Genomic DNA, 26279 nt, shown 5'->3' with positions numbered 1-26279 from the left:
AGTGTGCCAGAGCGACCGTCGATCTCCTCAACCGAGCCGCGGGCCCGGGTGTTCCCGGAGCGCCCGGGCGCGCGACGGTCAGCTCTCGTCGGAGGCGGCCGTCCCGGCCGGCGCCGTCCTGGCCACCTGCATCATGAACTCGGCGTTGGAGCTGGACTTGCGCAGCCGGTCGATGAGCAGGTCGATGGCCTGGTGGGAGTCCAGGCCCGAGAGCACCCGGCGCAGCTTGAGGGCCACCGCGTACTCCTCCTGGTTCATCAGCAGCTCGTCCTTGCGGGTGCCGGACGGGTTGACGTCCACGGCGGGGAACACCCGGCGCTCCGCGATCTTCCGGTCGAGCTTGAGCTCGGCGTTGCCGGTGCCCTTGAACTCCTCGAAGATCACCGTGTCGCCGGTCGAGCCCGTCTCCACCATGGCCGTGGCGATGATGGTCAGCGAGCCACCGTTCTCGATGTTGCGGGCCGCACCCAGGAAGCGCTTGGGCGGGTACAGCGCCGTGGAGTCGACACCGCCGGAGAGGATGCGACCCGAGGCGGGCGAGGAGTTGTTGTAGGCGCGGCCCAGCCGGGTGATGGAGTCGAGCAGCACCACGACGTCCATGCCGCCCTCCACCAGCCGCTTCGCGCGCTCGATGGCGAGCTCCGCCACGGCGGTGTGGTCGCCCGGCGGGCGGTCGAAGGTGGAGGCGATGACCTCGCCCTTCACCGAGCGCTGCATGTCGGTGACCTCCTCGGGCCGCTCGTCGACCAGGACGACCATGAGGTGGCACTCCGGGTTGTTCACCGCGATGGCGTTCGCGATGGCCTGCAGGACGCTCGTCTTGCCGGCCTTGGGCGGGCTGACGATGAGCGCGCGCTGACCCTTGCCGATCGGCATCACCAGGTCGATGACCCGGGTGGTGAGGATGTTCGGCGTGGTCTCCAGGCGCAGGCGCTGGTTCGGGTACAGCGGGGTGAGCTTGCCGAACTCCGGGCGCTTGCGGGCGGCCTCGGCGTCGCCGCCGTTGATGGTGTCGATGCGCACCAGGGGGTTGAACTTCTGCCGGTTCGTGGGCGCCTCGCCCTCGCGGGGGATCCGGACGGCACCGGTGATGGCGTCGCCGCGGCGCAGGCCGTTCTTGCGCACCATGTTCATCGCCACGTAGACGTCGTTGGAGCCGGCGAGGTAGCCGGAGGTGCGCACGAAGGCGTACTGGTCCAGCACGTCGAGGATGCCGGCGACGGGCTGCAGCACGTCGTCCTCGCGGACCTCGAGCTCCCGGTCCTCGCGGACCTGCCCCCCGCTGGCGACCTGGACACCGGCGTCACGCCCACGGCGACGCTCGCGGAAGCGACGGCCGCCGCGGCGTCCGCGACCCTCCCCCTCGTCGTCGGTGCCGGCGCTGGTGCGGCCCCCGCTCTGCGGGCCGTTTCCGTTCGCCTCGTTCCCGTTCTGGCCCGACCCCTGGCTGCTGCTCTGGGTCAGCTGGCCGTTGCCCTGCGCCACGTCGCGGTTGCCCTGGGCCACGTGGCCGCGGCCGTCCCGCGCAACCTGGCCGTTCGGGCCGCCACCGTTCTGGCTGCTGTCGTCGCGGCTGCCGCTGTCCTGGTCGCCGCGGTCGCGGCGGGTCTGCCGCTCACGCCGACCCTGCCGCTCGCCCCGCTCGGCCCCAGCACCCTGCGCACCGTCCTGGGCCGCACCGTCCTGGGTCGCACCGTCCTGGGTCGCACCGTCCTGGGTCGCACCATCCTGGGCCGAACCGTGCGACGGGACGCCGTCGCGCTCGGGCGGCGAGGACTCGGGGGGGCGGCCAGTGGTGGTCGACGGGGCCTCGGGAGCGGCCTCGGCAGCGGGCTCGGGTGACCCGGTGGCCTCGGGGGCACCGGTGGGCCGGGTGGCGGTGCGGCGCTGCCGCGTGCGACGGGGGGCCTCGGTAGCGGGGGGCGTCTCCGCGGTGGCGGGCGTCTCGGCGGCGGAAGGCGTCTCCGCGGCGGAAGGCGTGGGGGTGGAGGACGCGGGCACCACCGGTGCGGCCTCCACGCGCGACGTGCGGGGTGCGCGGGTCCGCGCGGGAGCGGTGGACGGGGGGACGGGGGTGTCGGTCGGGCTCTGGCGCTCCTTGATGGCCGCGATGAGATCGCCCTTGCGCATGCCGGCCGCCTCGCTCACCCCGACCTGGTCGGCGAGCGCGCGCAGGTCGGCGAGCACCATCCCGGTGAGGCCGGCGCGCTTGCGCGGGGCCGCAGCGTCGACGCTGGCCGGGGCGGTGCTGAGGTCCGTATCGGTCACGGAGGTCCTTTCGTTCCTCGGCCTGCAGTCCTGCAGCGCAGAGGTCTCGGGCCCGGGTCACGACGCAGGTCGCCGTGCTCGGAAGGCTCCGCCGCACCCCGACCGGGCCGGCGACAGGTCCACCAGCGCGCGAGCTGGAGCGCACGCGGTGCCTGACCGTTCCCCCGAGAAGACCTGCGGATGATCGATCCCCGAGGAGAACCCCCGGAGCGGGCACCGGCGTCAACACGCACGGTGGCTGAACGGCTCCGAGCGTAGACGGCTCCGAGACCAGCAGCAACGTCGCCCCCGTGCGTGTCGTCGGGTGCGGGCCTCAGAGCAGCGCGACGCCGTCCGCGACCGGCAGCTCGAGCACCGACCAGCCGTGGCTGCGGGCCACCCCGCACAGCACCTCCTCGAGCCCACCCAGCGTCAGGGCCAGCACGCTCGGGCCGGCCCCGGAGACCACGGCGGCGACACCGGCCGCGCGCAGCCGGGCGACCAGCGTCGCCGTCGTCGGCATGGCGGGCGCCCGCTGCGCCTGGTGCAGCCGGTCCTCGGTCGCGGGCAGGAGCAGCTCGGGACGGGTGGTCAGGGCCAGCACGGCCAGGGCGCTGCGGCCGGCGTTGAACGCCGCGTCCGCGTGCCGCACCCGAGCGGGCAGCATCCCGCGGGTGGCCTCGGTGGAGGACTGCTCGGTGGGTACCAGCACCACCGGCACGATCTCCGGGTGCACCTCGATGCGCTCGGCGCGGTAGCGGGGTCCGCTCGGGCCGATCTCGGTCCACGCCACCACGGCCCCGCCCAGCACGCTCGCGGCGGCGTTGTCCGGGTGGCCCTCGTACTCCGAGCTCCGCTGCACGAGCACCTCGTCGACCAGTTCCACCCCCGCCAGCGCGACCCCCGCGCGCAGCCCGCAGACCACCGCAGACGCTGAGGAACCGAGCCCGCGCGAGTGCGGGATGGCGTTGCGGCAGTGGACGTCCAGCCCGGGAACGGGGGCGCCGTCGGAGATCGCGCCGGCCGCCTGCAGACCCGACACGACGGCCCGGACCACGAGGTGGGTGGCGTCGGTGGGCACCGCGCCGGCACCCTCACCCTCGACGGTCACCCGCACCCCCGGAGCGCCGATGGTCACGGTCACCTCGTCGTGCAGCCCGAGGGCGAGGCCGAGGCAGTCGAAGCCGGGGCCGAGGTTCGCCGAGGACGCCGGCACGCGGACGGTGACGCTGCGACCCTGGACGAGAGTCGTGGCGCTCACAGGTCGAGCGCGCGGGCCACGGCCACCGGGTCCACCGGGATCGCCTCCACCTCGACCATCCCGTCGATCGCGGTCGCGGGGTCCTTCAGCCCGTGCCCGGTCACGGTGCAGACCACGGTGCTGCCCGCGGTGAGCCAACCCTCGGCGTGCGCGGCCAGCAGCCCCGCGATGCTCGCGGCCGAGGCGGGCTCGACGAACACGCCCTCGTGCTCGGCGACCAGGTGGTAGGCCTCGAGGATCTTCTCGTCGGTGGCCGCGCGGAACACCCCGTGCGACTCCTCCTTGGCCGCCACGGCCCCGTTCCAGGACGCGGGCGAGCCGATCCGGATGGCGGTGGCGATGGTCTCGGGGTTGCTCACCGGCGCACCGTGGACCAGCGGGGCGGCCCCGGCGGCCTGCACGCCGAGCATGCGGGGGCGGCGGTCGGTGGTGCCGTCGGCGGCGTACTCGCAGTACCCGCGCCAGTAGGCCGTGATGTTGCCGGCGTTGCCCACGGGGAGCGCGTGCACGTCCGGCGCTCGGCCCAGGGCGTCGCACACCTCGAACGCCGCGGTCTTCTGACCCTCGATGCGCACCGGGTTCACCGAGTTGACCAGGGCGATCTGGGTGAACTCCGCGGTGGTCTTGCGGGCGAGCTCGAGACAGTCGTCGAAGTTGCCGTCGACCTGGATGATCTTCGCGCCGTGCATCACCGCCTGGGCCAGCTTGCCCAGGGCGATCTTGCCCTGCGGCACGAGCACCGCACACGTCATGCCGGCTCGGGCGGCGTACGCGGCGGCCGAGGCGGAGGTGTTGCCCGTCGAGGCGCAGATGACCGCGCGCTGGCCCTTGGTCCAGGCATCGGTCACGGCCATGGTCATGCCGCGGTCCTTGAACGAACCGGTGGGGTTGGCGCCCTCGACCTTCAGGTGCACCTCGCACCCGGTCAGCTCGGAGAGGTACCGGGCCGGCACGAGCGGGGTCGCTCCCTCCAGCAGCGTGATGGCCGTCCAGTCGCGGGCGTCCGGCAACCGGTGCCGGTAGGCCTCGATGAGTCCGGGCCAGGGGCGGTGGATCGGGCCGGTCCGCTCGGGAGCCTGCACGGGTGCGGTCACGGGGTGTCACCTTCCACTCGGAGGACGCTGGTCACGGACGTGACGTGCTCCAGCTCGTGCAGGGCCGCGACCGTGGCCGCCAGGGCGGAGTCCGGCGCGGTGTGGGTCACCACCACCAGGGTGGCACCGTCGCCGCGGACGGCCTGGCGCACGGTGGAGATGCTCACCCCGCGGCGGGAGAACTCCCCAGCCACCGTCGCGAGCACGCCGGCGACGTCGGCCACCTCCATGCTCACGTGGTACCGGGTGGGGGTGTCCCCCATGGGCGAGACGGCCAGCTGGGCGTAGGCCGACTCGCGCGGTCCGCGCCCACCCTGCACCTGGTTGCGGCACACCGCCACCAGGTCGCCGACCACGGCCGACGCGGTGGGGGCACCGCCGGCGCCCTGGCCGTAGAACATCAGACGGCCGGCGGCCTCGGCCTCGACGACGACGGCGTTGAACGCGCCGTCCACCGAGGCGAGCGGGTGGCTCAGCGGCACCATCGCGGGGTACACCCGGGCCGAGACCCGCTCGCTGCCGTCCGCCTGCGGCACCCGCTCGCACAGCGCCAGCAGCTTGACGGTGCAGCTCAGCGCGCGGGCGGCCGACAGGTCGGAGGCGGTGATGTCGCGGATGCCCTCGCGGTGCACGTCGGCAGCGGTGACCCGGGTGTGGAACGCCAGGCTGGCCAGGATCGCCGCCTTGGCCGCCGCGTCGAAGCCGTCCACGTCCGCGGTGGGGTCGGCCTCGGCGTAGCCCAGGCGGCCCGCCTCCTCCAGCGTCTCGGCGTACCCCGCCCCGGTGGCGTCCATGGCCGAGAGGATGAAGTTGGTGGTGCCGTTGACGATCCCCACGACGCGGGTGATCCGGTCACCGGCGAGGGACTCCCGCAGCGGTCGCACGATGGGGATGGCCCCGGCCACGGCCGCCTCGAAGTACAGGTCGGCGCCGGAGGCGTCGGCGGCCTCGGCCAGCTCGGCGGTGTGCTCGGCCAGCAGCGCCTTGTTCGCGGTCACCACCGACCGGCCGGCCCTGAGCGCCTGGAGCAGCAGCGTGCGGACGGGCTCGATACCCCCGACCACCTCGACCACCACGTCCACGTCCTCGCGGGCCACCAGGGCGGCCGAGTCGGTGGTGAGCAGCTCGGCGGGCACGTCGCGGTGCTTCCCGAGCTTGCGCACGGCGATGCCACGCAGCTCGATGGGCGCGCCGGTGCGGGCGGTGAGCTCGTCGGCCTGCTCGGTGAGCAGCCGGACGACCTCGCTGCCGACCACCCCGCAGCCGAGCAGGGCCACTCCGATGGGACGGGTGTTCACGAGACCTCCAGGCTGAGCAGGTCCTCGACGGTCTCCCGGCGCAGCACGAGCCGCGCGCTCCCGTCGCGGACGGCGACCACGGCGGGCCGGGTCAGCAGGTTGTAGCGGCTGGACATGGAGTAGCAGTAGGCACCGGTGGCCGCCACGGCGATCAGGTCCCCCGGTGCGGTGTCGGCCGGCAGCCAGGCGTCGCGGACCACGACGTCCCCGCTCTCGCAGTGCTTGCCGACCACCCGGGACAGGGCGGGGGCGGCATCGCTGTCGCGGGAGACGAGGCGGCAGTCGTAGATCGCGTCGTAGAGGGCGGTGCGCACGTTGTCGCTCATCCCCCCGTCCACGCTGACGTAGCGCCGGGCGCTCGTGGCCCCGAGACGCACGTCCTTGAGCGTGCCCACCTCGTAGAGGGTCACGGTGCCGGGTCCGACGATGGCGCGCCCGGGCTCCACCGTGATGGTGGGACGGTCCAGGCCGTGCGCTGCGCACTCCGCCTCGACGATGCGGGCCAGCTTGGCGGCGAGCTCCGCCACCGGGGGCGGGTCGTCGGAGGCGGTGTAGCTGATGCCCATGCCGCCACCGAGGTCGACGGTGGTGAGGGCGGCCAGCTTCTCCGCACCGTGCTCGTCGGTGAGGGCGCGCAGCAGCCCGATGACACGGTGCGCGGCCACCTCGAAGCCGTCGACGTCGAAGATCTGCGAGCCGATGTGGCTGTGCAGCCCCACCAGGCGCAGGTGCGGGGCGTTGAGCACGCAGCGTGCGGCCTCGGCGGCGTCCCCACCGGCGAGGGAGAAGCCGAACTTCTGGTCCTCGTGCGCTGTGGCGATGAACTCGTGGGTGTGGGCCTCCACGCCGACCGTGACGCGGACGAGCACGTCCTGCACGAGCCCGGCGGCCTCGGCCACCGCGTCGAGCCGGGCGATCTCGACGAGCGAGTCCACGACCACCGACCCGACGCCGGCCGCGACGCCGGCCCGGAGCTCGGCGAGGGACTTGTTGTTGCCGTGCAGGGCGATCCGGCCGGCGGGGAACCCAGCGTGCAGGGCCACGGCCAGCTCGCCGCCGGAGCACACGTCCAGCGAGAGGCCCTCGTCGGCGACCCAACGCGCGATCTCCACCGAGAGGAACGCCTTGGACGCGTAGTGCACGTTCTCGGGCGCACCGAAGGCGACCGCCATCTCGCGGCAGCGGCCGCGGAAGTCGTCCTCGTCGATGACGAACAGCGGGGTGCCGTAGGTCTCGGCGAGCTCACGGACGTCCACACCGGCCAGGGTGACCACGCCGTCGTCCCCACGGCAGGCCCCGCGCGGCCACACCTGCACGGGCAGCTCGGAGACGGCCTGCGCGGACTGTGGGCGCTCGGGGCGGGCATCGGCCGGGGCGACGTCGGCGTGCCGCGGGCCGGCGGGGTGCGCCCTCACATCCGCTCCGGGGCGCTGACGCCCAGCAGGCCCAGGCCGGTGCCCAGCACCTGGCGCGTGGCCGCGCACAGGGCGAGGCGCGCCGAGTGCAGCGGGGCCGGCTCCTCGTCGCCCTGGGGCAGCACCCGGCAGGAGTCGTAGAACCGGTGGTAGGTGCCCGCGAGCTCCTCGAGGTAGCGGGCCACGCGGTGCGGCTCGCGCAGCTCGGAGGCGCTGGCGACCACCCGGGGCAGCTCGCCGAGGGTGCGGACCAGCGCGCCCTCCCGCTCGTGCGTGAGCAGGCCGAGCTCGGGTGCGTCCCAGGTGATCCCGAGCTCGCCCGCCGAGCGCAGCAGCGCCGAGAGCCGCGCGTGGGCGTACTGCACGTAGAACACCGGGTTGTCGTTGCTCTGGGCGGCCCAGACGTCCAGGTCGATGTCGATGTTGGAGTCCACCGAGGACCGGATCAGCGCGTAGCGGGCGGCGTCCACCCCGACGGCCTCCACGAGGTCGTCCAGGGTCACGATGGTGCCGGCCCGCTTGCTCATCTTGACCGTGGTGCCCCCGGACCTCAGGTTCACCATCTGCCCGATCATCACCTCGACGGTGTCGGGGTCGTCGCCGAAGGCCGAGGCCGCGGCCTTGAGGCGGCCGATGTAGCCGTGGTGGTCCGCCCCGAGCATGTAGATGCACAGGTCGAAGCCCCGGGCCCGCTTGTCCTGGAAGTAGGCGATGTCGCCGGCGATGTAGGCCGACTCCCCGTTGCTCTTGACGACCACGCGGTCCTTGTCGTCGCCGAACTCGGTGGAGCGCAGCCACCAGGCGCCGTCCTCGAAGTACAGCGAGCCGCTGGCCTTGAGGGTGTCCACCGCCTTCTCGACCGCGCCGGAGTCGAACAGCGACTTCTCGTGGAAGTACACGTCGAAGTTGGTGCCGAACTCGTGCAGCTTCGCCCGGATCTCGTCGAACATGAGCCCGACGCCGACGGCCCGGAAGGTCTCGTGCCGGTCGGCGGCGGGCAGGGCGAGCGCGTCGGGGTGCGCCCGGAGCACCTCGGCGGCGATCTCGGCGATGTAGGCGCCCGCGTACCCGTCCTCCGGCGTTGGCTCGCCCAGCGCAGCGGCCAGCAGCGAGCGCACGAAACGGTCGATCTGGGCGCCGGCGTCGTTGAAGTAGTACTCCCGGGTGACCTCGGCACCCTCCGCCGCGAGGATGCGTCCGAGCGCGTCACCCACAGCCGCCCAGCGAGCGCCCCCGATGTGCAGCGGGCCGGTCGGGTTGGCCGAGACGAACTCCAGGTTGACCCGGGTGCCCGCCATCGCCGTGCCGTGGCCGTAGGCGGACCCCTCGGTGAGCACCACGGCCACCACCGCTCCCTGGGCCTGCGCGGAGAGCCGGACGTTGAGGAAGCCGGGTCCGGCGACCTCGGCGGAGTCGACCCCGACGGCCTCGGCCAGCGCGGCCGCGATCCAGCCGGCCAGCTCCCGCGGGTCCACCCCGGCCTTCTTCCCCACCTGCAGGGCCAGGTTCGTCGCGTAGTCGCCGTGCTCGGGGTTGCGGGGACGCTCGACCACGACCTGCTCGGGCAGCACGCCCGTGTCCAGGCCGCGCCGCTCCAGCACCCGGGCGGCGGTGGCACGGAGCAGGAGCGCGAGGTCGTCGGGAGTCACGGGGGTCGATCCTAGGTTCTCCACCGCCGCTGCTCGGCCCCGGTGCACCCCGCGCTCACGCAGGTGTGACCAGGGGTGCTCGTAGAGTGGCTCCCGACGAGACCGACCCGCGTGCACGCACCCGTGCACGCCCGCCGAGAGCCCGGCCTCCAGCGCCGGGTGAGTGAGGACAGCCACCCCGATGCCCAGCGGCACCAGCAAGAACGACGACAAGGCCACCGCAGCCAAGTCGGCCAAGGCGCTCCAGGCGGCCAAGAGCCGCAGCGGCGGCGCGCGCAAGGGCTCGCAGGCCTCGGTGGTCAAGCAGCGCACCATCCCCTGGGTGACCATCGCCGCGGCGTTCGTCGTGGTGCTCCTGGTGGCCGGCATCGCCGTCGCCCTGGTGCCGAAGTTCCAGAGCAAGGCCGCGGCGGACAAGTTCGTGCCCAGCGCGGCCAACCCGGACCCGTCCACGAGCATCGACGGCGTCGTCTCCATGACCTACTCCGCCGGGGTGCACGTCACCGGCACCCAGCGCGTCAACTACGACCAGAGCCCGCCCTTCGGCGGTCCGCACGACCAGATCTGGGCCACCTGCAACGGCGTGGTCTACCCGAACGCCCTGCGCAGCGAGAACGCGGTGCACTCGCTGGAGCACGGCGCGGTGTGGATCACCTACAACCCGGACGACCTCACCGCCGACCAGGTCACCACGCTCGCGAGCAAGGTCGAGAACAAGCCGTTCCTGCTCATGTCGCCCTACCCGGGGCTCGACCAGCCGCTGTCGCTGCAGGGCTGGGGCCGCCAGCTGAAGCTCACCGACCCCACGGACAAGCGGATCGGCGAGTTCATCAGCGCCGTGCGCGGCAACCAGTCCATCTACCCCGAGCCGGGCGCGACCTGCGACACCTCCTCGCCGACGCTGTTCGACCCGACGAACCCGCCGCCGGCCGACTCCGGCCCCGTCCCTGCCGACGCGGTCCAGATGGACGGTACCGGTGCCGCCTCGGTCGGCGGGGCCGCCTCGGCCGAGCCGTCCCCGGTCGCCCCGTCGGCGGGTGGGACGGTGCCCACCGGCGCCGCCGTACCCACCGCCGCAGCCCCGACCTCGTAGCCCGACGGAGGACACCGTGAGCGACCTCTCAGAGGTCCCCGCCCTGGACGACACCGACCGACCCGCACGCCGCTCACAGCGTCCGGCACTGCTCGTGCTGGCCGCCGTGGCGGTGCTGGCCGTCGGCTTCGCGCTGGGCTCGCTGGTCCGCCCTCCCCTCGGCGGCGGCGACATCGGCATCCCGGCCACCGACTCCGTCGACGTGGGGTTCGCCCAGGACATGATCGTCCACCACACCCAGGCCGTCACCATGGCCAACCAGGCCCTGGTCAGCTCGACCGATCCGGTGGTGCGCAACCTCGCCTTCGACATCACCTCCACCCAGCAGACCCAGATCGGCCAGATGCAGGGCTGGCTCTCCCTGTGGGGCCAGCCGCTGCTGCGCACGGGCGGCTACATGGGATGGATGTCGGACGCGGGTGGGCACTCGATGAACGGGACGTCGATGGCCGCCGGCTCCGACGGCACCGTGGCGGTGATGCCCGGGATGGCCAGCACCGCGGACCTCACCGCGCTGAAGCAGGCCACCGGGCCCTCTCTCGACGTGCTGTTCCTGCAGCTCGTGCTGCGCCACCACCAGGGCGGCGCCGAGATGCTGACCTACGCCTCCGACCGGGCGGGCGACCCGGTGGTGCGCAGCTTCGCCTCCCAGGTCGGCTCCTCCCAGTCCGCCGAAGCCACCTACATGACTCAGCTGCTGTCCCAGCGGGGCGCAGCGCCCCTCACGAGCTGAGCGTCCGGGCGCCCGGCGCGGCGGGAGGTCCCGCGCCGGTGCGCTAGTGTTGCGGCGCACCAGCGGCAGGCCGTCACCGGCCCGCCCCCGTAGCTCAGGGGATAGAGCGGCGCCCTCCGGAGGCGTAGGCGCAGGTTCGAATCCTGCCGGGGGCACCAGCACACAGCGCGGCACGCACCACCTCGGTTCCTCCTCCCCCACTGCCGCCTCGGGCAGGATGACCGCCGACGGTCGACCGCGTGGGGTCGGACGCGGGGAGGACGCACATGACGTACGCACAGCCGGGCCCGGCTCCGGTCGCACCCACCGCCCGGGAGAACGGCAGCGGTCGCATCGTGGTGCAGAACCTCTCCCGGCAGTTCGGCTCCGTGCACGCCGTCAGCGACCTCAGCTTCGTCGTCCACCCCGGGACGGTCACCGGCTTCCTCGGCCCCAACGGCTCGGGCAAGACCACCACGCTGCGCATGGTGCTCGGGCTCATCACCCCGTCGGCCGGCTCGGTCACCATCAGCGGAGTGCCCTTCCACCGTCTCGCGCACCCGGGACGGACCGTCGGTGCGGTGCTCGACACGCAGGGTTTCCACCCCCGCCGCTCCGCCCGCGACCACCTGCGCGTGTACGCCGCCGCGTCCGGGGTCCCCGACGCGCGCGCCGACCAGGTGCTCGAGCTCGTGGGGCTCAGCTCGGCCGGCCGGCGCAAGGCGGGCGCCTTCTCCATGGGGATGCGACAGCGGCTCTCGCTGGCCACCGCCCTGCTCGGCGACCCACAGGTGCTGGTGCTCGACGAGCCCTCCAACGGCCTCGATCCCGAGGGCATCGTGTGGCTGCGCGGGTTCCTGCAGAGCTTCGCCCGCACCGGGCGGACGGTGCTGGTGTCCAGCCACGGGCTGCGCGAGATCGAGCAGACCGTCGACTCGCTGGTGGTCATGAGCCGAGGGGTCCGCGTCTACGAGGGCACCATGGCCGAGCTGGGAAGCCGGCGTCGCTCGAGGGTGCTGCTGCGCAGCGCGGACCAGGTCGGGCTGCACTCGGCGCTGGTCGCGGCGGGCACCAGGGACGTGACCGTGCTCGAGGACGGTCGTCTCGCCGTCACCGGTGCCGACGTCCAGCACCTCGGGTCCGTGGCGCTCGAGGCGCGCATCGCGATCTGGGGGATGACCGAGGAGCACCCGGACCTGGAGCAGGAGTTCCTGCAGCTCACCGCCGGGCAGTACACCGGCGCTCCGCCCGGGTACGGCCCGCCGCAGGGCTACGGCGCTCCCCCGGGGTACGGCCCGCCGCAGGGCTACGGCGCTCCCCCCGGGTACGGCCCGCCGCAGGGCCGGCACCAGGGTCGGGGGCAGTCGTGGTGACCGACCTGCTGCGCTCGGAGCTGCGCAAGACCTTCACCGTCAAGCTCTGGTGGGCGATGGGCCTGGGCCCGCTGGCCGTCGGCGTGCTCGCCGGCTCCTTCTCCCTCGCCGTGTTCGGCAGTGGTGCCGGCAGTGGCGCCGGCGGCGGGGACCTCGGCGGGGCGGGCTTCAGCAGCGTCATCGGGCTGTTCACGGCGCTGTACTTCCTCCTCATGTTCGCCGCGATCTTCGGTGCGCTGAACTCCTCGGGGGAGCACCGGCACAAGACGATCACCACCACGTTCCTGACGACCAGCTCCCGAGGGCGCTCCCTGGCGGCCAAGCTGGCGGTGAGCGCACTGGTCGGGCTGCTCTACGCGGTGGTCGTCGAGATCGTCACCCTCGCGCTCATCGCCCTCGTCAGCGACGGCCCGCTGCCCGGCGTGGACGGCCAGGTGGTCGGGTTCCTGCTGGTGGCGATGGCCGTGACCGTGCTCTGGACGCTGCTCGGCGCGGGCCTCGGGACGGTGCTCGCCAGCTCGGTCGGCTCGTCCATCGGCATCGTCGTCTACTACCTGCTCGGCGAGCTCCTGGTCAGCGCGCTGCTGAGCTCGGCCGGGGCCGGGGAGGTCACCAAGCTCCTCCCCCAGCAGGCGACCCTGGGTGCGCTGGTCGGCGTCGTCGTCGAGAGCGACGGAACCTTCCTGCCGTGGTGGGGCGGGCTGCTGACCCTCGCGGGGTGGGCGGTCGCGCTGTGCACCGGGGGGTGGGCCCTGAACCGGGTGCGCGACGTGGGCTGAGCGGGGCCCACGCGTCCCGGCGGGCGGCGCGGCCGCGCCGGGCTAACCTCGCACCAGTGAGTGTCGCGCAGTCCACCCGAGCAGTTCTCCCGTCGGACCCGACCCCACCCGCGGCCTCGTGGTCACGGCGCCTCGTCGCCGCGTGCTGGCGCCACCCCCGCCTGGTCGTGGGTGCACTCGTGGTCTCGGCGATCGGAACGGGCACGGAGGCCACGGTCCCGCTGCTCACGCGCCGTGCCGTGGACGGGGCGGTGGCCGGCACCACCGGCGTGGTCGCCCCCGTGGTCGTCGCGCTGCTGGTGCTCGCGCTGCTGAAGTTCGGTGCGCTGTTCTCCCGCCGCTACCTCGCGGGCCGGCTCTCCCTCGACGTCCAGCACGACCTGCGCACCGCGGTCTTCCTGGCCCTGCAGCGCCTGGACGGGGCGGCCCAGGACCGGCTGCGCACCGGGCAGGTGGTCTCGCGCTCCATCACCGACCTGCAGCTGGTCCAGGGACTGCTCGCGATCGTCCCGCTGGCCCTGGGCTCGCTGCTCCAGCTGGCCATCTCGATCGCCGCCATGGTGTACCTCTCCCCCCTGCTCACCGTCGTCGCGCTCGTCGTGGCGCCCCTGGTGGGGGTGTCCGCCGCGGTGTCGCGCCGCTCCCTGTTCCCCGCCACCTGGTCGGCCCAGCAGCGGGCGGCGGACGTCGCCCAGCACGTCGAGGAGACCGTGACCGGGGTGCGGGTGGTGAAGGGGTTCGGCCAGGAGCAGCGCGCGGTGACCGAGCTCGAGGGCGCGGCCCGGACCCTGTACGCCGAGCGGCTGCGCGTGGCGCGGCTGAACTCCCGCTTCGCCCCCACGCTGTCCGCGCTGCCGCAGCTCGGGCTCGTCGGGGTCATCGCCCTCGGCGGCTACCTCGCCCTGCGGGGGGAGATCACCGTCGGCACCTTCCTCGCCTTCGCCACCTACGTCACCGCGCTCGCCGGGGTGGCCCGCACCCTGGCCGCGCTCATCGTCAGCGCCCAGCTCGCCCGCGCCGCCGTCGAGCGGGTCTTCGAGGTGACCGACGCCCAGCCCGAGGTGACCGACGCCCCCGACGCACGGCCGCTGCCCGACGGACCGGTGGCCCTCGACCTGCACGGGGTGGGCTTCGGCTACACCCCCGGCGAACCCGTGCTGCGCGGGGTGGACCTGCACGTGGCTCCCGGGGAGACGCTGGCCCTGGTCGGCCCCGCGGGCTCGGGAAAGTCCACCGTGTCGCTGCTGCTACCGCGGTTCTACGACGTGCACACCGGCTCGGTGCGCCTGGGCGGGGTGGACGTGCGAGAGCTCGAGCTGCACTCGCTGCGCTCGGCGGTGGGCGTGGTGTTCGAGGAGGCGTTCCTGTTCTCCGACACCGTGGCCGCGAACATCGCCTACGGCCGGCCGGACGCGACGCTGGAGCAGGTCCGGGCGGCCGCCGCCATGGCCCAGGCCGACGAGTTCGTGCGGGCCCTGCCGCTGGGCTACGACACCGTGGTCGGCGAGCGCGGGCTCACCCTCTCCGGCGGGCAGCGCCAGCGCATCGCCCTGGCCCGCGCGCTCATCACCGACCCCCGGGTGCTGCTGCTCGACGACGCCACCTCGGCGGTGGACGCCACCACCGAGGCCGCCATCCAGGAGACCCTGCGCGCCGTCACCGCCGAGCGCACGACCCTGCTGGTCGCCCACCGACGCTCCACCCTGCAGCTGGCCGACCGCATCGCCGTGCTCCAGGACGGTGCCGTGCTCGACGTGGGCACCGAGGCCGAGCTGACCCGCCGCTGCGCCCTGTTCCGCGCCCTGCTCGCCGGACCGGGCGATGGGCTCGACGAGGCGCTGACCACGATCGACACCGGTCGCGAGCTGTGGCCCGAGGTCGCCGACACCAGCGTCGAGCACCGGCACGCCCCCACCGGCGGGGGCGGCGGCGGCACCATCAGCGGGGCGCTGGCCGGGGTTCCGCTCACCCCGGGACTCGCCGCCGCCGTTGCCGCCCTGCCGCCGGCCACCGACTCCCCCGGGCTCGACGGCACCGACCTGCGGGCCCCCGACCCCGCGTTCGCGCTGAGCTCCCTGCTGCGCCCGGTGCGGTGGGCGCTCGCCGGCGTCGTCGCCCTGGTGGCGCTGGACGCCGGCGCCACCATCGCCTTCCCCTCCCTGGTCAAGCACGCCATCGACGCGGGAGTGGTGGGCGGCTCGGTGGGTGCGCTGCAGGTCGCGGCCGTCCTGGGCCTGGTGGTGGTGGCCGCCGACTGGCTGGTGGTGGCGGTGCAGACCGTGCTCACCGCGCGGGCCGGCGAGCGGGTGCTCTACGCGCTGCGGGTGCGCAGCTACGCCCACCTGCAGCGCCTGGGCCTGGACTACTACGAGCGCGAGCTGGCCGGCCGGATCATGACGCGGATGACCACCGACGTCGACGCGCTCTCGACGTTCCTGCAGACCGGCCTGGCCACGGCCGTCGTCAGCGTCATCACCGTCGTGGGCATCTCCGTGGCGCTGCTGCTGCTCGACGCGACGCTGGGCGGGCTGGCGCTGGCCGTCCTGCCGGTGCTGCTGGTGGCGACGTGGGTGTTCCGCCGCTGGTCCTCGGTGGCCTACACCGAGGCGCGCGAAAAGGTGAGCACCGTCAACGCCGACCTGCAGGAGAACGTCGCGGGCATGCGCACCGCCCAGGCCTACGTGCGCGAGGACCGCTCCGCGCAGCGCTTCGTCGGTCGCAGCGCGGACTACCGGCGCTCCCGGATGCGCGCGCAGACGGCCATCTCGGTGTTCTTCCCGTTCGTGGGCCTGCTCGCCGACGCAGCCCAGGCCGGGGTGCTGCTCGTCGGCGCCGGACGCGTCGCCTCCGGTGAGACGTCCGCGGGTGCGCTCACCGCCTTCGTCCTCTACCTCGGGCTGTTCTTCACGCCCGTGCAGCAGCTCTCCCAGGTGTTCGACGGCTACCAGCAGGCGCGGGTGGGGCTGTCCCGGATCGGGGACCTGCTGCGCACCCCGACGACCGTGCTGGCCGCCGAGCACCCCCGCGCGGTCCCGGCGCACCTGCGGGGCGACGTGGAGCTGCGCGGGGTGAGCTTCCGCTACGCCGGGGCCGACACGGACGCGCTGACCGACGTGGACCTGCACATCCCGGCCGGCACCACGGTCGCCCTCGTCGGCGAGACCGGGGCGGGCAAGTCGACCGTGGTGAAGCTGCTGGCCCGCTTCTACGACGTCACCGCCGGTGCGGTGCTGGTCGACGGCACGGACGTCCGCGAGCTCGACCTGGCCGGCTACCGGCACCGGCTCGGGGTCGTGCCGCAGGAGGCGCACCTGTTCACCGGGGACGTGGCCAGCAACATCGCCTTCGGCCGTCCCGGTGCGACCCGCGCGGAGATCGAGGCGGCCGTCCGCGACGTGGGCGCGCTGGGCGTGCTCGGGGCCCTGCCCTCGGGACTGCGCCAGCCGACGGGCGAGCGGGGGCAGGGGCTCTCCGCCGGGCAGCGCCAGCTGGTCGCCCTGGCCCGCGCCGAGCTCGTCGACCCGGACCTGCTGCTGCTCGACGAGGCCACCGCGGCGCTCGATCCCTCCACCGAGGCTGCGGTGCTCGACGCGAGCGACCGCCTGGCCCGCAGCCGCACCGCCGTCGTCGTCGCGCACCGCCTCGCCACGGCCGCCCGGGCCGACCTCGTGGTGGTGGTCCACGGCGGCCGGGTGGTGGAGCAGGGCACCCACACCCAGCTCCTCGCCGCGGACGGCAACTACGCCCGCCTGTGGCGCTCCGGCGCCGTGGTCGCCGCGGTCTGAGCCCGCGCCGCGGCGGGAGTCCCCCTGCCCCACGCTCCTGCCTCGGAGGACTAACCTCGGACGCCGAGCGCAGTCAGCCAGGCATCGAGCACGAAACGAGGCGACACCGTCCGTGTCCAGCAGTTCCGCTTCCCAGTTCGGCTCCAACCAGTGGTTGGTGGACGAGATGTTCACCAAGTTCCAGGAGGACCCCTCCTCCGTGGACCCGGCCTGGCACGAGTTCCTGGCCGACTACTCCCCCGAGAGCGCCGGGGGAGGTGGTGAGGCTGCTCACAACGGCGGGCGTCCCAACGGCTCGCGGCGCTCCAGCAGCACCCGGCCCGTCACCGCGACCACCGCCGGCGCCGCCTCCACCCCCAGCGCGGCGCCCGCCGACGACGGCAGCGCAGCAGCCGCGCCGTCCCCCGCCCCGAAGACCACCCCGAAGGCCTCCGTGCAGAGCAGTCCCGCCGCCGCCCCGACCATCCGGGCGACGGTCGCCCCGCCGGCCCCCGCGCGGCCCGCGTCCACCCCGAGCGTGCCGGCCAAGTCCTCCGCACCGATGGACCCGACCACCACCGCCCCGGCCGGTCCGCCGCCCGAGAACACCGAGGCGCAGCCCACCTCGACCGTCCTGCGCGGCGCGTCCGCCGCCGTGGCGAAGAACATGAGCGCCTCGCTCAGCGTGCCCACCGCGACGAGCGTGCGCGCCGTGCCGGCCAAGCTGCTGGCCGACATCCGCGTGGTCATCAACAACCACCTCAAGCGGACCCGTGGCGGCAAGGTCTCCTTCACCCACCTGCTCGGGTACGCGATCGTCCAGGCCGTCAACGACTTCCCGTCGATGAACCGCTACTTCGCCGAGGTCGACGGCAAGCCCACCGTGGTGCAGCCGGCGCACGTGAACCTGGGCCTCGCCATCGACCTGCCCGGCAGGAACGGCAACCGCTCGCTGGTCGTGGCCGCGATCAAGAACTGCGAGACCATGACGTTCCAGCAGTTCTGGTCCGCCTACGAGGACGTGGTCCGCAAGGCGCGCGAGGGCAAGCTCACCGCCGAGGACTTCTCCGGCACCACCATCTCGCTCACCAACCCCGGCACCATCGGCACGGTGCACTCGGTGCCGCGGCTGGTGCAGGGCCAGGGCACGATCGTCGGTGCCGGCGCCATGGAGTACCCCGCGGAGTTCCAGGGTGCGAGCGAGCAGCGCCTGGCCGACCTCGGCATCGGCAAGGTCATGACGCTCACCTCGACCTACGACCACCGGATCATCCAGGGCGCGGAGTCGGGCGACTTCCTGCGCACCGTGCACCAGCTCCTGCTGGGCGAGAAGGACTTCTACGACCGCGTCTACGCCTCGCTGCACATCCCCTACGAGCCCATCCGCTGGCGCCAGGACATCCCCGAGGGCGAGGTCGACAAGACCGCCCGCGTGCTCGAGCTCATCGAGGCATACCGCAACCGCGGCCACCTCATGGCCGACACCGACCCGCTGTCCTACGGCATCCGCAACCACCCCGACCTCGACGTGCTCAACCACGACCTGACGCTGTGGGACCTCGACCGCGAGTTCCCGGTGGGCGGGTTCAACGGCAAGGCGCGGATGAAGCTGCGCGACGTCCTGGGCGTGCTGCGCGACTCCTACTGCCGCACCACCGGGGTCGAGTACACCCACATCCTGGAGCCCGAGCAGCAGGCCTGGATCCAGGAGCGCGTCGAGGCCCCCCACACCAAGCCCAGCACCGCCGAGCAGAAGTACATCCTCAGCAAGCTCAACGCGGCCGAGGCCTTCGAGACCTTCCTGCAGACCAAGTACGTCGGGCAGAAGCGCTTCTCGCTGGAGGGCAGCGAGTCGGTCATCCCCATGATGGACACGGTGCTCGACGCCTCCGCCGAGGCCGGGCTCGCTGAGGTCGTCATCGGCATGCCGCACCGGGGTCGGCTCAACGTGCTCGCCAACATCGTCGGCAAGCCCTACTCGAAGATCTTCAGCGAGTTCGAGGGGAACCTGAACCCGACCCAGGCGCACGGCTCCGGGGACGTGAAGTACCACCTCGGCGCCGAGGGCAAGTACATGCAGATGTTCGGCGACAACGAGGTCACCGTGTCGCTGACCGCCAACCCCTCGCACCTCGAGGCCGTGGACCCGGTGCTCGAGGGCATCGTCCGCGCGAAGCAGGACGTCATCGACATGGGTGAGTCCGGCTTCACCGTGCTGCCCCTGATGCTGCACGGGGACGCTGCCTTCGCGGGCCAGGGCGTGGTCGCCGAGACCCTGAACCTGGCCCTGCTGCGGGGCTACCGGACCGGCGGCACCGTGCACATCGTGGTCAACAACCAGGTCGGCTTCACCACCGCGCCCGAGCACTCCCGCTCCAGCGAGTACTGCACCGACGTCGCGAAGATGATCGGGGCGCCGGTCTTCCACGTCAACGGCGACGACCCCGAGGCCTGCGTCTGGGTCGCCCGGATCGCCGTGGAGTTCCGCCAGGCGTTCGGCAAGGACGTGGTGATCGACCTCATCTCCTACCGCCGCCGCGGCCACAACGAGGGCGACGACCCGTCGATGACCCAGCCGGCGATGTACGACGTGATCGACACCAAGCGCAGCGTCCGCAAGAGCTACACCGAGAGCCTGATCGGCCGTGGGGACCTCTCCATGAAGGAGGCCGAGGACGCCCTGCGCGACTACCAGGGCCAGCTGGAGCGCGTGTTCAACGAGGTGCGCGACCTGGAGAAGTACACGGCCAAGCCCAGCCCCTCGGTCGAGCAGGACCAGGTGGTGCCGGCGAGCGTGCGCACCGCCGTCGACGCCTCCGTCCTGCGCACGATCGGTGAAGCCCACGTCCGCCTGCCCGAGGGCTTCACCGCACACCCGAGGGTCAAGCCGGTCCTCGAGCGTCGCGCGAAGATGTCGGTGGAGGGGGGCGTCGACTGGGCCTACGGCGAGCTCCTCGCGCTCGGCTCCCTGGTGCTCGAGGGCAAGACGGTGCGGCTCTCCGGCCAGGACACCCGGCGCGGCACGTTCACCCAGCGCCACTCGGTGGTCATCGACCGCCGCACGGGTGCGGAGTACACCCCGCTGCAGAACCTGAGCGGCGCCGAGGGCAAGTTCCTCGCCTACGACTCGGCGCTGAGCGAGTTCGCAGCCGTGGGCTTCGAGTACGGCTACTCGGTGGGCAACCCGGACGCGATGGTCCTGTGGGAGGCGCAGTTCGGTGACTTCGTCAACGGTGCGCAGAGCATCATCGACGAGTTCATCTCCTCCGGCGAGGCCAAGTGGGGCCAGCGCAGCGACGTGGTGCTGCTGCTCCCGCACGGCCACGAGGGCCAGGGCCCGGACCACACCTCCGGCCGCATCGAGCGCTTCCTGCTGCTGTGCGCGGAGGGTTCCATGACCGTCGCGGTGCCCTCGACCCCGGCGAACTACTTCCACCTGCTGCGCCGGCACGCCACCGACGGCGTGCACCGGCCGCTCGTGGTGTTCACCCCGAAGTCGATGCTCCGGTCCAAGGCTGCGGTCAGCGCGGTGGAGGACTTCACCGAGGGGAAGTTCATGTCCGTCATCGACGACCCGAACGTCGCGGACCCGTCGGCCGTCACCAAGATCGTGCTGTGCAGCGGCAAGCTCTACTGGGAGCTGGCGGCCAAGCAGGCCAAGGACGGCATCACCGACACCGCCGTGGTGCGGGTGGAGCAGCTGTACCCGGTGCCCCGCAAGCGCCTGGCCGCCATGCTCGAGCGCTACCCGAGCGCCACCGAGGTGCGCTGGACGCAGGAGGAGCCCGCGAACCAGGGGGCCTGGCCGTTCTTCGGGCTGGCGCTGCCGGACCTGCTGGGCGACGTGCTGCCGCGGCTGACCCGGGTCTCCCGTCGCGCGATGGCCGCACCGTCGGCGGGCTCGTCCAAGGTGCACGCCGTCGAGCAGGAGGAGCTGATCCGGGCGGCGTTCGCGTGAGCCGGCGGCCACGTGCTGCGGGAGGTCGCTGATGTATGCGACCGACCGGGGCATCGAGGAGCTGGAGTCCCGTCGCGGTGGCGAGCAGGTGAGCCTGGAGTGGCTCGCGGGACGTCTGCGGGTGTTCGTGGACCTGCACCCGGAGTTCGAGGATGCCGCGGACCGGTTCGCGACGTTCCTGGCGCGCGACGACGACGGGTCCGACGAGCTCGACGACTGATCCCCGGTCACGCCACGGTTCGTGCCGTGCCGGGACGACCCGCGCGCCGGCGGACCCGCCGGCCGGAGACGCACCTCCCACGCACGACGGAGCCCCGGTCACGAGCGTGACCGGGGCTCCGTCGTGCGTGCGGTGGGGCTAGACCAGGCCCTTGTCCTTGAGCCACTTCATGGCGACGGTCTGGGCCGGCATCTTGTCGGTGGTCACCTGGCGCAGCAGCGTCGTCAGCGTGGCGGTGTCCAGCGCCTTCGACACGTCGTTGAGCTTCTGCTTCGCCGCGTCCGACAGCGAACCGTCCTTGTACAGCGGGACGACGTTCTGGGCCGGGAACACGTTCTTCGGGTCCTCGAGGACCACGAGGTTGTTGTCGGGGATGTTGGAGTCGGTGGTGTAGAGGTCCGCCACCTGGATGTCGTTGTTCAGCAGGGCGTTCAGCGTGAGCGGCCCACCGGTGTCCAGGGAGCGGAACTCCTTGAAGGTGCAGCTGTACTTCTCCGTGATGCCGACCAGACCGGCCTGCCGCGGCGGGAACGACGCCGAGGCGCCGACCACCAGCTGGCTGCACACCGGCGTGAGGTCCTCGATCGACTTGAGCTTGTACTGCGCGGCGATGGCCGGGGTGACCACCAGCGCGTCCTTGTCCTCGGCCGGGGAGTAGTCCAGGACCTTCAGGTCGGCGGGGAGCGCGGCCTTGAGCGCGGTGTACACGTCGGCCGAGCTCGCCGCCGTGGCCTTGGTGTCCTCCAGCAGGAGGAGGTTGCCGGTGTAGTCGGGCACCACCGAGATCTCACCGTTCTGAATGGCGGGCACGTACAGCTCACGAGCACCGATGTTGAGCTTCTTCTCGACCGTGATTCCGGCCGACTCCAGGGCCCCGGCGTACATCTCGGCGATGAGCTCGTTCTCCGGGAAGTTCGCCGAGGCGACGATGACCTTGTCCTGGGTGGCCTGCCCCCCGCCGAGTGCGTCCGACGAGCTGCCGCAGGCGGTGAGCACGACGGCCCCGGTCGCCAGCAGCGCCACGGCGCGCACTCCATGTGTCCTTCTCATGCGGGTGTCCCTTCTCGTGCGGGTCCGCGACGGAGGAGGACCGGGGTGCGGCGCGGACCCGCGAGGAGCTGCACACCGGTGGGCACGAGGAGGCGCTGGACACCGGCGAGGACGAGGTCCACGGCGACGGCGAGCAGGGCGATGAGGATGGCGCCGGCGATGGCCTGGGGCACGTCACGGTTGTAGACACCGTTGATGACCAGCTGGCCCAGGCCCTGCAAACCGACGATGGCGGCGATCGAGGCGGTCGCCACGATCTGCAGCGCCGCGGTGCGCACCCCCCCGACGAGCACCGGCATGGCGTTGGGCAGCTCCACCTGCAGCAGGACCTGGCGACCGGTCATGCCGACGCCCTGGGACGCGTCCACCACGTCCGGGTCCACCCCGGCGACGCCGGCGAGGGTGCCCAGCATCACCGGCGGGATCGCCAGGACCACCAGGGTGAGCACGAGCCAGGTGGCACTGATCCCCTGGGTGCTGACGAGCAGCACCACGACCCCGAGGCTCGGCAGCGCACGGAGTGCGGTCGAGGTACCGACGACGAACCAGGCCCCGCGCCCGGTGTGGCCGATGACGGCGCCCAGCGGGACGGCGATCAGCACGGCGATGAGCAGCGACACCACGGTGTACTCGACGTGCTGGAGCAGGTAGCGGCCGATCCCGTCGGTGCCCAGGTAGCGGTCGCGGGTGGTCAGCAGGTGGAACGTGGTGACGAGGGTGTCCAGGAAGCTCACGATGCGCTCCTGACGCGCAGCCACGGCGTGGCCAGGCGCTGGGCCAGCACGAGCAGCGCGTCCGCGACCAGCGCGATCAGGGCGCTGAGCACCAGGGCAGCGATCTGCGGAGCGACGAAGCTGCGGTTGAGCCCGAAGATGAACAGCAGACCGAGGCCACCGCTGCCCAGCAGCGCACCGATGCTGACCAGGCTCACGTTGCTGACCACCGCCACCCGCAGGCCGGAGACCAGCACCGGGATGGCCATCGGGAGCTCGACGGTGACGGCACGCCGGAGCGGCCGGTAGCCCATCGCGGTGGCCGCGGCCAGGACCGGACCCGGTAGCGACTCCAGCGCGTCGACCACGGTGCGCACCAGCAGGGCCACCGTGTAGAGGGTCAGCGCGATGACGATGTTGATGGTGCTGGTGAAGGCCGTGCCGATCGCGAGCGGCAGGATGATGAACAGCGCCAGCGACGGGATCGTGTAGACGACGCTGGAGACGCCCAGCATGACCGCGGTGGCCGTGCGGTTGAGGTGCGCGGCCCACCCGAGCGGCAGCGCGATCACCACCGCCAGCAGGACCGGCAGCAGGGCGAGGTAGATGTGCTGGAAGAACAGGTCGATCAGCTGCGACCGGTAGATCGCGTTGGACAGGTACTCCCTCACGAGCCCGCCACCGGGGTCGGTTGGCTCTCCTCGAGCGCACGGTGGGCGTCGATGCGCTCCAGCACCTGGCCCGCACGGACCGCTCCCACCACCCGCCCGTCGGCGCCGACGACGATGCCGAGCCCGCTGGGCGAGCTGAGGGCGGCGTCCAGGGCCGAGCGCAGCGCCCCACCCCGGGTGTGCAGGGATCCGCCGGGGACGAGCTGGCCCGCCTCGGTGCCCGAGCCCGGCGGCGCCCAGCCCGCGGGCACGCCGTCCCGGGTGACCAGGGTCCACCCCGCCGAGGGGGCCGTGCCGCCGACCTCGACGGTGGGCAGCGGCTCCACGTCGAGGCCGTCGTCGTCGGTGAAGCTCAGGCCCCGGTAGCCGCGGTCACGCCCGACGAAGCCCGCCACGAAGTCGTCGGCCGGGCGCGACAGGATCTCGGCGGGGGTGTCGTACTGGGCGAGCACCCCGCCCTGCCGGAACACCGCGACCTTGTCGCCCAGGCGGACGGCCTCGTCGATGTCGTGGGTGACGAACACGATGGTCTTGCCCAGGTCGAGCTGGAGGTGCAGCAGCTCGTCCTGCAGCCGCTCGCGGACCTCCGGGTCGACGGCGCTGAACGGCTCGTCCATGAGCAGCACGGGCGGGTCAGCGGCCAGCGCCCGGGCCACGCCCACGCGCTGCTGCTGCCCACCGGAGAGCTGCGCGGGGTAGCGCCTGCCGATCTCCTGGGTGAGCCCGACGATCTCCAGCAGCTCGGCCGCCCGCGTGCGGGCAGCCTTCTTGCTCTGGCCGGAGAGCACCGGGACGGTGGCGACGTTGTCCAGCACGCTCCGGTGCGGGAACAGCCCGGCCTGCTGGATGACGTAGCCGATCCCGCGGCGGAGGGCAGCGGCCGGACCGTCCATCACGTCCCGCCCGTCGAGCAGCACCGCTCCGGACGTCGGCTCGACCATCCGGTTGATCATCCGCAGCGACGTGGTCTTGCCGCACCCCGAGGGGCCGACGAACACCGTGATGCCGCGGTCGGACACCGTCAGGTCGAGCGTGTCGACGGCGGTGGTGCCGTCCGGGTACTGCTTGGTAACGCCCTTGTACTCGATCACCGTGGGCTTCCTCCTCTGAGGAACAGCCGTCGGGGGCGCCTCGCCGGCCTCCGTGGGGAGAGTCCCGGAACCCTAACCGCCGGTGGGCTGCACGGCGACGCGAACCCCGGCAGCGTTCACCGGACCGTGACCTTGCCCCGCCCGGCTCAGCGGGCCGCGATCCCCTCCGCGCGGGCCGCCGCCGCGACCGCGGCGGCAACAGCAGGGGCCACCCGCGGGTCGGTCGCGCTCGGCACGATGCGGGTGGTCGAGAGCTCCGCGGCAGCCACGGCGGCGATGGCGCCGGCCGCGGCCAGCTTCATCCCCTCCGTGATCCGCCGGGCCCCGCAGTCGAGCGCGCCGCGGAACACGCCGGGGAAGGCGAGGACGTTGTTGATCTGGTTGGGGAAGTCGCTGCGCCCGGTGGCCACCACGGCGGCGTGCCGCCCCGCCGTGTCGGGGTGCACCTCCGGGGTGGGGTTGGAGAGGGCGAACACGATGGAGCCCGCGGCCATGGAGGCGACCTGGGTCTCGCTGACCTCGCCCGAGGACAGCCCCAGGAACACGTCCGCCCCGGCGAGGGCCTCGTCGAGGCCCCCGGTGCGACCCGCGGGGTTCGTCCGCGCGGCCAGCCCGGTCTTGACGGGGTTGAGGTCGCCGCGGGCGGCGTGCACGATGCCCCGCGAGTCGAGCACGGTGACGTCGGTGATCCCGGCGGCCAGCAGGATCTCCGTGCACGCCACCCCGGCCGCCCCGGCTCCGGAGACCACCACGCGCAAGGTGGCCAGCTCCCGGCGCAGCGCCGTCACGGCCCCCCGGAGTGCCGCCAGCACCACGATCGCCGTGCCGTGCTGGTCGTCGTGCATCACGGGACAGTCCAGCGCCTCGACCAGCTTCGCCTCGAGCTCGAAGCACCGCGGGGCCGAGATGTCCTCCAGGTTCACGGCCCCGTAGCTCGGCCGCAGCCGCACGAGGGTCTCGACGATCTCGTCGACGTCGGTGGTGTCGAGCACCAGCGGGATGGAGTCGAGCCCGGCGAAGGCCTTGAACAGCGCCGACTTGCCCTCCATGACCGGCAGCGCCGCGCGCGGGCCGATGTCTCCGAGGCCGAGCACGGCCGTGCCGTCGCTGACCACGACCACCAGCCGCGAGGCCCAGGTGTGGGTCCGGGCGAGCGACGGGTCCTCGGCGATCGCGCTGCTCACCCGGGCCACGCCGGGGGTGTAGGCCACGGCCAGGTCGTGCGCGGTCGCCAGCGGGACGGTTCCCACCACCGACAGCTTGCCACCGAGGTGCGCGGTGAACACCTCGTCGGCCGTGGGGGTCAGGGAGGTTCGGGGGGCGTCGACGTCGACGGACATGCTGGGGTGCCTTCCGGGCGTGGCGGTGGGGGCTGCACGGGAGCGGCCGCACGAGTGGTGCGCGAGGGCCTGCCCGGCCGGTGGCGGGGCGGTCGGCCCCGGCGCTGCCTGCGTGTGCACGTCGCGGGGCGGTCGGCCCTGCGGTAGTGCCCTCAGTCTCGCACAGCCGGCGCGCGCGCGTCGGGGACAGCGGCGCAGGTCACGGGCGGTCCTGGCGCGCGGGCAGGCGACCGGGACGTGGCCACAGCCGGCACAGGACCACGGCATGCACGCGTGCGGGGCCCAGCGTCCGGGAGTCGGTGGAGCCGTCCGGGAAGTCGCCGAGCACGTGGGCGAGGTCCGCACGCACCCGGTGCACCCGCTTGACGGAGAGCTGGTCGGGACGGGCGTCCCACCGCACGAGCACGACGTCCCCCGGGGTGGCCGCCCGGCCGGGACGGGCGAGCACGACGTCGCCGTCGGACAGGGTCGGGGCCATCGACGGACCCCGCACCAGCACCCTCAGCAGCGGTGCGCGCACGGCGTCGATCTCCTTCTGCTCCGGGGTGGGG

General features: G+C 73.1%; 19 protein-coding genes and 1 tRNA gene. 8 read left to right on the top strand and 12 right to left on the bottom strand.

Features of this window, described 5'->3' with window-relative positions:
• Positions 1–78 precede the first annotated feature (78 nt).
• The 6 genes from rho to argS form a co-directional block, all read right to left on the bottom strand.
• Positions 79–2268, bottom strand: a complete 2190-nt coding sequence (gene rho, locus RHODO2019_RS03795; RefSeq protein ID WP_265383697.1) for a transcription termination factor Rho — start codon at positions 2266–2268, stop codon at positions 79–81.
• Between the two features lie 313 nt (positions 2269–2581).
• A complete protein-coding gene (thrB, locus tag RHODO2019_RS03790) occupies positions 2582–3508 on the bottom strand; it encodes a homoserine kinase (protein WP_265383696.1) in 927 nt (308 codons plus the stop codon).
• Positions 3505–4602, bottom strand: a complete 1098-nt coding sequence (gene thrC / locus RHODO2019_RS03785) for a threonine synthase (protein ID WP_435532171.1) — start codon at positions 4600–4602, stop codon at positions 3505–3507. The genes thrB and thrC overlap by 4 nt, the downstream gene beginning before the upstream one ends.
• Positions 4599–5900, bottom strand: a complete 1302-nt coding sequence (locus tag RHODO2019_RS03780; RefSeq protein WP_265383695.1) for a homoserine dehydrogenase — start codon at positions 5898–5900, stop codon at positions 4599–4601. Before RHODO2019_RS03780 ends, thrC begins: the two co-directional genes overlap by 4 nt.
• Positions 5897–7315: a diaminopimelate decarboxylase gene (gene lysA / locus RHODO2019_RS03775; protein WP_265383694.1), complete on the bottom strand. Its 1419-nt coding sequence runs from the start codon at positions 7313–7315 to the stop codon at positions 5897–5899. The genes RHODO2019_RS03780 and lysA overlap by 4 nt, the downstream gene beginning before the upstream one ends.
• Positions 7312–8964, bottom strand: a complete 1653-nt coding sequence (gene argS, locus RHODO2019_RS03770) for an arginine--tRNA ligase (protein WP_265383693.1) — start codon at positions 8962–8964, stop codon at positions 7312–7314. Before argS ends, lysA begins: the two co-directional genes overlap by 4 nt.
• 181 nt (positions 8965–9145) lie before the next feature.
• On the opposite strand from argS, the gene RHODO2019_RS03765 reads away from it, so the two are divergent.
• The 8 genes from RHODO2019_RS03765 (at position 9146) to RHODO2019_RS03730 (ending at position 20863) form a co-directional block, all read left to right on the top strand.
• Positions 9146–10057, top strand: a complete 912-nt coding sequence (locus RHODO2019_RS03765; protein ID WP_265383692.1) for a thioredoxin-like domain-containing protein — start codon at positions 9146–9148, stop codon at positions 10055–10057.
• Positions 10058–10073: 16 nt separating this feature from the next.
• The gene (locus tag RHODO2019_RS03760; protein WP_265383691.1) at positions 10074–10790 is read left to right on the top strand and encodes a DUF305 domain-containing protein; all 717 of its coding nucleotides are present in this window, start codon (positions 10074–10076) and stop codon (positions 10788–10790) included.
• An 83-nt stretch (positions 10791–10873) separates the two neighbouring features.
• A tRNA-Arg gene (locus tag RHODO2019_RS03755) sits at positions 10874–10948 on the top strand.
• A 108-nt stretch (positions 10949–11056) separates the two neighbouring features.
• Positions 11057–12142, top strand: a complete 1086-nt coding sequence (locus RHODO2019_RS03750) for an ATP-binding cassette domain-containing protein (RefSeq protein ID WP_265383690.1) — start codon at positions 11057–11059, stop codon at positions 12140–12142.
• Positions 12139–12921 (top strand): DUF2705 family protein, encoded by a 783-nt coding sequence (locus tag RHODO2019_RS03745; protein ID WP_265383689.1) that lies wholly within the window; start codon positions 12139–12141, stop codon positions 12919–12921. The genes RHODO2019_RS03750 and RHODO2019_RS03745 overlap by 4 nt, the downstream gene beginning before the upstream one ends.
• A gap of 56 nt (positions 12922–12977) precedes the next feature.
• Entirely contained in the window at positions 12978–16706 is a 3729-nt protein-coding gene (locus RHODO2019_RS03740; protein ID WP_435532170.1) for an ABC transporter ATP-binding protein, read from the top strand.
• A 112-nt stretch (positions 16707–16818) separates the two neighbouring features.
• Positions 16819–20643, top strand: coding sequence for a multifunctional oxoglutarate decarboxylase/oxoglutarate dehydrogenase thiamine pyrophosphate-binding subunit/dihydrolipoyllysine-residue succinyltransferase subunit (locus RHODO2019_RS03735; RefSeq protein ID WP_265383688.1), 3825 nt, complete (start codon positions 16819–16821; stop codon positions 20641–20643).
• 31 nt (positions 20644–20674) lie between these two features.
• The gene (locus RHODO2019_RS03730) at positions 20675–20863 is read left to right on the top strand and encodes a DUF6104 family protein (RefSeq protein WP_265383687.1); all 189 of its coding nucleotides are present in this window, start codon (positions 20675–20677) and stop codon (positions 20861–20863) included.
• A 138-nt stretch (positions 20864–21001) separates the two neighbouring features.
• Here the strand turns inward: RHODO2019_RS03730 and RHODO2019_RS03725 are convergent, their stop codons facing one another.
• The 6 genes from RHODO2019_RS03725 to RHODO2019_RS03700 all read right to left on the bottom strand — a co-directional run bounded on the left by RHODO2019_RS03725 (position 21002) and on the right by RHODO2019_RS03700 (position 26248).
• The gene (locus tag RHODO2019_RS03725; RefSeq protein ID WP_265383686.1) at positions 21002–21886 is read right to left on the bottom strand and encodes an ABC transporter substrate-binding protein; all 885 of its coding nucleotides are present in this window, start codon (positions 21884–21886) and stop codon (positions 21002–21004) included.
• 23 nt (positions 21887–21909) lie between these two features.
• Positions 21910–22647 carry an ABC transporter permease gene (locus RHODO2019_RS03720; protein WP_265383685.1) on the bottom strand — a complete coding sequence of 246 codons (738 nt, stop codon included), beginning with the start codon at positions 22645–22647 and terminating at the stop codon, positions 21910–21912.
• Positions 22644–23297: an ABC transporter permease gene (locus RHODO2019_RS03715; protein ID WP_265383684.1), complete on the bottom strand. Its 654-nt coding sequence runs from the start codon at positions 23295–23297 to the stop codon at positions 22644–22646. The genes RHODO2019_RS03720 and RHODO2019_RS03715 overlap by 4 nt, the downstream gene beginning before the upstream one ends.
• Positions 23294–24388, bottom strand: a complete 1095-nt coding sequence (locus tag RHODO2019_RS03710; protein ID WP_265383683.1) for an ABC transporter ATP-binding protein — start codon at positions 24386–24388, stop codon at positions 23294–23296. Before RHODO2019_RS03710 ends, RHODO2019_RS03715 begins: the two co-directional genes overlap by 4 nt.
• 146 nt (positions 24389–24534) lie before the next feature.
• Entirely contained in the window at positions 24535–25728 is a 1194-nt protein-coding gene (locus RHODO2019_RS03705) for an NAD(P)-dependent malic enzyme (RefSeq protein WP_265383682.1), read from the bottom strand.
• A gap of 199 nt (positions 25729–25927) precedes the next feature.
• Positions 25928–26248, bottom strand: coding sequence for a S26 family signal peptidase (locus tag RHODO2019_RS03700; protein ID WP_265383681.1), 321 nt, complete (start codon positions 26246–26248; stop codon positions 25928–25930).
• Positions 26249–26279: the final 31 nt, after the last annotated feature.

This window comes from Rhodococcus antarcticus, from assembly GCF_026153295.1.
Classification (GTDB): Bacteria; Actinomycetota; Actinomycetes; order Mycobacteriales; family Mycobacteriaceae; genus Rhodococcus_D; species Rhodococcus_D antarcticus.
The sequence above is the reverse complement of the archived record's forward strand: the minus strand, read 5'-3'. Positions and strand labels throughout refer to the sequence as shown.